The sequence below is a fragment of the Pseudomonas sp. TREG-RG-20F-10-E-6-01 genome, from assembly GCF_022662455.1.
Taxonomy (GTDB): Bacteria; Pseudomonadota; Gammaproteobacteria; order Pseudomonadales; family Pseudomonadaceae; genus Aquipseudomonas.
In genome coordinates, this window is the sequence record NZ_JAKNQP010000003.1 from 821,613 (window position 1) to 828,045 (window position 6,433).

Annotated in this window: 5 protein-coding genes; 1 reads left to right on the forward strand and 4 read right to left on the reverse strand. The window is 61.9% G+C overall.

Annotated features, from left to right (window positions below):
• Positions 1 to 8 precede the first annotated feature (8 nt).
• Positions 9 to 956 (forward strand): D-isomer specific 2-hydroxyacid dehydrogenase family protein, encoded by a 948-nt coding sequence (locus L8K08_RS13985; RefSeq protein WP_242197883.1) that lies wholly within the window; start codon positions 9 to 11, stop codon positions 954 to 956.
• Positions 957 to 1,091: 135 nt separating this feature from the next.
• On the opposite strand, the gene L8K08_RS13990 is transcribed toward L8K08_RS13985, so the two are convergent.
• The 4 genes from L8K08_RS13990 to L8K08_RS14005 form a co-directional block, all read right to left on the reverse strand.
• Complete coding sequence (locus L8K08_RS13990) at positions 1,092 to 1,979, reverse strand: LysR family transcriptional regulator (protein WP_242197886.1); 888 nt, start codon at positions 1,977 to 1,979, stop codon at positions 1,092 to 1,094.
• Positions 1,980 to 2,099: 120 nt separating this feature from the next.
• Positions 2,100 to 2,717, reverse strand: coding sequence for an isochorismate family cysteine hydrolase YcaC (gene ycaC, locus L8K08_RS13995; RefSeq protein ID WP_145166221.1), 618 nt, complete (start codon positions 2,715 to 2,717; stop codon positions 2,100 to 2,102).
• 35 nt (positions 2,718 to 2,752) lie between these two features.
• On the reverse strand, positions 2,753 to 4,591 hold the full coding sequence (locus L8K08_RS14000) for an amidohydrolase (RefSeq protein WP_242197889.1): 1,839 nt from the start codon (positions 4,589 to 4,591) through the stop codon (positions 2,753 to 2,755).
• The gene (locus L8K08_RS14005; RefSeq protein WP_145166223.1) at positions 4,588 to 5,178 is read right to left on the reverse strand and encodes an antibiotic biosynthesis monooxygenase; all 591 of its coding nucleotides are present in this window, start codon (positions 5,176 to 5,178) and stop codon (positions 4,588 to 4,590) included. The genes L8K08_RS14000 and L8K08_RS14005 overlap by 4 nt, the downstream gene beginning before the upstream one ends.
• Between the last annotated feature and the right edge of the window lie 1,255 nt (positions 5,179 to 6,433).

Consider the following 6,433-nt stretch of genomic DNA (forward strand, 5'->3'; position numbering starts at 1 on the left):
GAGCGCTCATGAGTCAGGTGATTATTGCCAGCCAGCTGGACGAAGATTACAACGCGGTGATCCGCGAACGCCTCGCCTCGATTCATCCCGAAGCCCAGGTGATCGGCGTGCCTGTTGGTGTGCCGAGTGACTTGCCGCCCCAGGCCAATATCCTCTTGCTGCGCCCGATCAACGTGCGCGGCTACACCGCGCCAGACACCCCGCCGCCGGGCTGGCCGTACGGCGCGCAGTGGGTGCATCTGGTCTCGTCGGGCATCGACTTCTACCCGCAGTGGCTGTTCAACGGCCCACCGGTGACCACCTCGCGTGGCAGCGCCGCCGACAACCTCGCCGAGTTCGCCCTGGCGGCGATCTTTGCCGCGTCCAAGCACTTGCCGGCTATCTGGGTGAAGGATGCCCAGTGGAATTTCACGCCATTGCGACCGCTCAAGGGCACAACCCTGGGCATTCTCGGCTTTGGCGCGATTGGTAAAAGCCTTGCGCAAAAGGCGTTGGCACTCGGCATCAACGTGGTTGCGTTGCGTCAAAGCCATGCCTCTTTTGACGTGGACGGCGTCGAAGCCGCGCGGGATATCCACGACCTGTTCGCCCGTGCCGACCATCTGGTACTGGCGGCGCCGCTGACCGAGCGCACGCGGCATATCGTCAACCGCGATGTGCTCGGCAGCGCCAAGCCGGGGTTGCACCTGATCAACATCGCGCGCGGTGGTTTGCTTGATCAGGAGGCGTTGTTGGAAGCGTTGGACAACGGGCAGATCGGCCTGGCGTCGTTGGACGTGACCGAGCCGGAACCGCTGCCGGATGGGCATCCGTTGTACAGCCATCCTCGGGTGAGGCTGTCACCGCATACCTCGGCGATTTCGACCAACAGCCAAGAGGAGATTGCCGATACGTTTCTGGCGAATCTTGAGCGTTACGTGCAGGGCTCGACGCTGGCCAACCTCGTCGATCTCTGAGCCGAACCACAATCAAAATGTGGGAGCTGGCTTGCCTGCGATAGCGATGTATCAGTTGAAACAATGCCAACTGAACCACCGCTATCGCAGGCAAGCCAGCTCCCACATTTGATCTTCACCGGGTTCTGGAATGATTTAGCAACCACCCGCCAGGCGTTCACGCAAGAATTCCACCAGCGCCTGCACGGGCCTGGAGCTCTGCCGGTGCTGCGGGTAAACGGCCGACAAGGTCAGGGCGTCGGGGGCGAAGTCTTCCAGAAGCGTGACCAAGCGCCCATCCTTCAGCGCCTCAGCCACGATAAACGTCGGCAGGTAAGTAACACCCAACCCGGCAATCGCCGTGTCGCGCAACAACTCGCCGTTGTTCACGCGCATGCGCCCGCTGACATTCACCGACTGCAGCTTGCCCTTGGTCTGGAAGCGCCATTGAACCTGGCGGCCGTGGCCGTAGGGCAGGCAATCGTGGTCGGTCAGGTCGTGGGGCTTGAGCGGTGTGCCGCGCAGGGCCAGGTACTCGGGGCTGGCGCAATACACCCGCTCGACGCTGGCGATACGCCGCGCGATCAAGGTCGAGTCTTCAAGGGTGCCGATGCGCAACACCAGGTCGTAGCCTTCACCGATCAGGTCAACAGGCCGATCGCTGAGGTCCACTTCCACCGACACGTGCGGGTAGCGCTGCAAGAATGACGGCAACAGGCAGCCCAGGTGAGCCATGGCAAACGACAGCGGCGCACTCAGGCGTAGCGTGCCGCGCGGCTCGCTGTTCTGGCCGGCGATGCCCTGCTCCACTTGCTCGACGTCACTGAGCAGGCGCAAGGCGGATTCGTAATAACTCTGGCCCAGCGGCGTGACGTCCAGGCGGCGCGTGGAACGGTTGAGCAGGCGCACGCCCAGGCGCTCTTCCAGCTGAATCAGGCGGCGGCTGACAAATTGCTTGGACAGGCCCAGTTGCTCGGCGGCGGCGGTGAAGCTGCCAGACTCCATGACCTGACAGAACAGGCGCATGTCTTCGAAGGGGTTCATTGTCGCTTCTCGGTGGACATTTTGCTGTTTTATAACCGGTCAGTCATGGCACCACAAATCAAATGTGGGAGCCGGGCAAGCCCGGCTCCCACAGGGTTCAGCGGTGTGCTGTCTGTCGGGTTACTTGGCAGTAAACGCCGAGTAGCTGTTCATCAGGTTGCGGTAGTTGGGAATGCGCGGCGACAGCAGGTTGGCCAGGCCTTCCATGTCGTTGCGCCAGTCGATCTGCAGCTCGCAGGCCACCGCGAACCAGTTCACCAGGTGCGCGCCCGCTGCGCTCATGCGCGCCCACGATGCACGTTGCACGGCCTCGTTGAACGTCCCGGACGCGTCGGTCACCACAAACACCTCGAAGCCTTCAGCCAGCGCGGCCAGGGTCGGGAACGTCACGCAGACGTCGGTCACCACACCGGCGATGATCAATTGCTTGCGGCCGGTGGCCTTGACGGCCTTGACGAAATCTTCGTTGTCCCACGCGTTGATCTGGCCAGGACGCGGGATGTACGGCGCGTCCGGGAACAGCTCTTTGAGCTCCGGCACCAATGGGCCGTTGGGGCCGGTTTCAAAGCTGGTGGTGAGGATGGTCGGCAGCTTGAAGAACTTGGCCACATCCGCCAGCGCCAGCACGTTGTTCTTGAATTCATTGGGCGAGAAATCCTGCACCAGCGAGATCAAGCCGGTCTGGTGGTCAACCAACAGCACCACGGCGTCGTCTTTGTTCAAGCGTTTGTAAGTCATGGGATAGCTCCTGTTTTTGATTGAGAGGGGGAGTTTTAGAAGGCAAAGCACGAGCAGCCAAACGCGCCCCAGAAACCCTGGAAGTCGCTGACCGGCACACTGGAAAGGCGCGCTTTTTCATGGCCATGGGCATGCACGCCACACGGGCCGCTGCATTGATGGGCCTGGGCTTGTAACGGTGAGCTTGGGCGCCAGTGCCCCGGCACCTTGACCACCGGCGACCAGTCCGGCAGCACCGGAACGCGTGGCGGTGCGAAATCTTCGAAGTCGCCGGCGCCGTACACCACCTTGCCGCCGACCACGGTCAGCACCGACTCAATCCACTTGATGGCTTCTTCATCGACACTGAAAAAGTCTGCCGACAGCGCGGCAACGTCCGCCAACTGGCCGACCTTGATCTGGCCCTTCTTGCCCTGCTCCGACGAGAACCAGGCACTGCCGTGGGTGAACAGCTCCAACGCGGTGAGGCGCGGCAGGCCTTCGGCGTGCAGTTCCAGGCCGCCGACGGTGCGGCCGCTGACCATCCAGTACAACGAGGTCCACGGGTTATAGCTCGACACCCGCGTGGCATCGGTGCCCGCCCCGACCGGCACGCCTTCAGCCAACATGCGCTTGATCGGCGGCGTGGCTTCGGCCGCTTTGGCGCCGTAACGCTCGACAAAATATTCGCCCTGGAACGCCATGCGATCCTGGATCGCGATACCGCCACCAAGAGCACGCACGCGCTCGATGTTGTGCGGGGTGATGGTTTCGGCGTGGTCAAAAAACCACGGCAGGCCATTGAACGGAATGTCGCGGTTGACCTTCTCGAACACGTCGAGCATGCGCGAGATGGATTCGTTGTAAGTGGCATGCAAGCGGAACGGCCAGCGCTGCTCGACCAAATGCCGCACCACCGGTTCCAGTTCCTGCTCCATGCTCAGCGGCAGGTCGGGGCGCGGTTCGAGGAAATCCTCGAAGTCCGCCGCCGAAAACACCAGCATCTCGCCGGCGCCGTTGTGGCGCAGGTAGTCATCGCCCTGGTGCAGGGTGACGCTGCCGGTCCAGTGCTTGAAGTCGCTGAGTTCTTCCTTGGGCTTTTGCGTGAACAGGTTGTAGGCGATGCGCACCGTCAGTTGTTCGTCTTTGGCCAGTTGCTCGATCACCGCGTAGTCATCGGGATAGTTCTGGAAACCGCCGCCGGCATCAATGGCGCTGGTGAGGCCCAGGCGATTGAGTTCACGCATGAACTGGCGGGTCGAGTTGACCTGATATTCCAGCGGCAATTTCGGGCCCTTGGCCAGGGTCGCATAGAGGATCATCGCGTTGGGCCGCGCCACCAGCATGCCAGTGGGGTTGCCGTTGCTGTCACGCACGATCTCGCCACCCGGTGGGTTCGGCGTGTCTTTGGTATAGCCGGCCACCCGCAGGGCCGCGCGGTTGAGCAAGGCACGGTCGTACAGGTGCAGCACGAACACTGGCGTGTCCGGCGCGGCCTGGTTCAGCTCTTCCAGGGTCGGCATGCGTTTTTCGGCGAACTGGAATTCATTCCAGCCACCGACCACGCGCACCCACTGCGGGGTGGGCGTGCGGTCCGCCTGATCCTTGAGCATGCGCAGCGCATCGGCCAGGGATGGCACGCCTTCCCAGCGCAGTTCGAGGTTGTAGTTCAGCCCGCCACGGATCAGGTGCAGGTGCGAGTCGTTGAGGCCGGGGATGACGGTGCGGCCCTTGAGGTCGATGACCTGCGTGGCACTGCCACGCAACGCCATGGCTTGGGCGTCGGTGCCGACCGCGACGAAGCGGCCCTGGTGAATAGCAACGGCGGTGGCGCGCGGGTTTTCACGGTCCACGGTGTGGAACTGGCCATTGAACAGAATCAGATCGGCGTTCATAGGGTTTCCTTTACAGAGGCTTCAAGCCAGGGAGCGAACAGGCGGGTGGCGGCCGGCATCAGCAGGTAGACCACCAGCAGCACGATGGTCAGGGTGACCAGGAAGGTGGCGACCACGTAGTTGGAGAGGAACGGATGCAGGCGCAACACCGGGGCCCAGATGATCGGGATCAGCAGGGTCAGCGGCAGGATGACAAACAAGGTCACCACGGCTTGTTTCCAGCGCGGAGGTTTGGCGGCGCTGTCGGCCAGAGGGGCGAACCAGAATTCGTTGACGGCACCGATTTCGGTGTTGTCGCCGTCGGCGAGCATGGGCGTGGCTTCGTTGATCAGGGCTTGGCGCTCGGGGGAGCCGAGCCAGCGTTCGAGGTCGTCGGTGGAGCGGTAGCGCAGGACGCAGGTGAACAGCGCCAGGCGGTTTTGTTTGCTGCGCACGACGTCGACGCCGAGGTGGCCAGGGCGTTCGCCGGCGATGCGCACGATGCGCCGGAGCCAGGCTTCGTAGTCGGCTTCGCGGCCGGGTTTGATCAGGTGTTTGACGACCAGGGTGACGACTTCGTCGGGGCTGGTTTTGGGTGTTGGGTCCATGGTGTTGATTCCCCCCCTGGAGGGTTGTGCGATGGGGGGAGTTTGGGGGGCATTGGGGGGGTTGGAATTGGATGTATGTGCTGTTTGACGTGGCGGCCTTGGGAGCAGGTTTTTATGGAGTACATATCCGTTATTTGAGTAACGGCCGCTATGGGTTCCGCTTTTACAGCGGGTCACTTTTGAAAAGAGCCCAAAAGTAACCAAAAGGCTCTTGCCCCACCACTCGGCACCTCGCTTAGGCTCGGTGTGCCCTCACTCCGGCTTGAATCCGTGGGCCGCCGCAACGGGCCATCCATGGCCCGACGCGGCTAACCCGGCGTCCTGCCGGGTTACCCACGGATTCAAGCCTGCGTGAGGCCAGCGTGGTTTAACGGGGCGCCTAAGATCAACGTCAAAAGCAGATCAAGATCAAAAGCAGAGCACGGCGGCCTAGTAGCCGACCTGAGTGGTAGAAGCAAAACCGAGGCGGCCTGACAGCCGACCTGATTCTTGAAGCTGAACTCAATTCAATGTGGGAGCTGGCTTGCCTGCGATGGCATCTACTGGGTGTCACTGATACACCGAGGTGCCTGCATCGCAGGCAAGCCAGTTCCCACAGAAAAGCAAAGCAGTGCGGTGCTGGCGGGCTGCACTCGGTGAAATTGTGGGAGCGGGCTTGCTCGCGAAGGCGGTCGGCCAGTGACACATGGGCTGACTGAACCACCGCATTCGCGAGCAAGCCCGCTCCCACATTTGGAACTCTGTGCATCAGGTAGATGGGTGTCGTTTGTACTCGGTCAAAAGTGGGAGCGGGCTTGCTCGCGAAGGCGGTCGGCCAGTGACACATGAGCTGACTGACCCACCGCCTTCGCGGGCAAGCCCGCTCCCACATTTGGATCGCAGTGCATCAGGTAGATGGGTGTCGTGTGTACTCGATCAAAGGTGGGAGCTGGCTTGCCTGCGATGGCATCTACTGGGTGTTACTGATACACCGAGGTGCCTGCATCGCAGGCAAGCCAGCTCCCACAGAAAAGCAAAAGCAGTGCAGTGCTGGCGGGCTGCACTCGGTGAAATTGTGGGAACGGGCTTGCTCGCGAAGGCGGTGTGCCAGTGACACATGGGCTGACTGAACCACCGCATTCGCGGGCAAGCCCGCTCCCACATTTGGAGCTCAGTGCATCAGGTAGAGGTGTGTTGATCTGCTGTTGCCCTGCTTTTGCTTCTACCACTCAGGTCGGCTTTCAGGCCGCCGTGCTTTTGCTTTTGATCTTGCTTT

What these genes read in the sequence shown, in the direction of transcription:
- L8K08_RS14000 (WP_242197889.1), bottom strand. Translation starts at nt 4,591, where the DNA reads ATGAACGCCGATCTGATTCTGTTCAATGGCCAGTTCCACACCGTGGAC.
- ycaC (WP_145166221.1), bottom strand. Translation starts at nt 2,717, where the DNA reads ATGACTTACAAACGCTTGAACAAAGACGACGCCGTGGTGCTGTTGGTT.
- L8K08_RS13985 (WP_242197883.1), top strand. Translation starts at nt 9, where the DNA reads ATGAGTCAGGTGATTATTGCCAGCCAGCTGGACGAAGATTACAACGCG.
- L8K08_RS13990 (WP_242197886.1), bottom strand. Translation starts at nt 1,979, where the DNA reads ATGAACCCCTTCGAAGACATGCGCCTGTTCTGTCAGGTCATGGAGTCT.
- L8K08_RS14005 (WP_145166223.1), bottom strand. Translation starts at nt 5,178, where the DNA reads ATGGACCCAACACCCAAAACCAGCCCCGACGAAGTCGTCACCCTGGTC.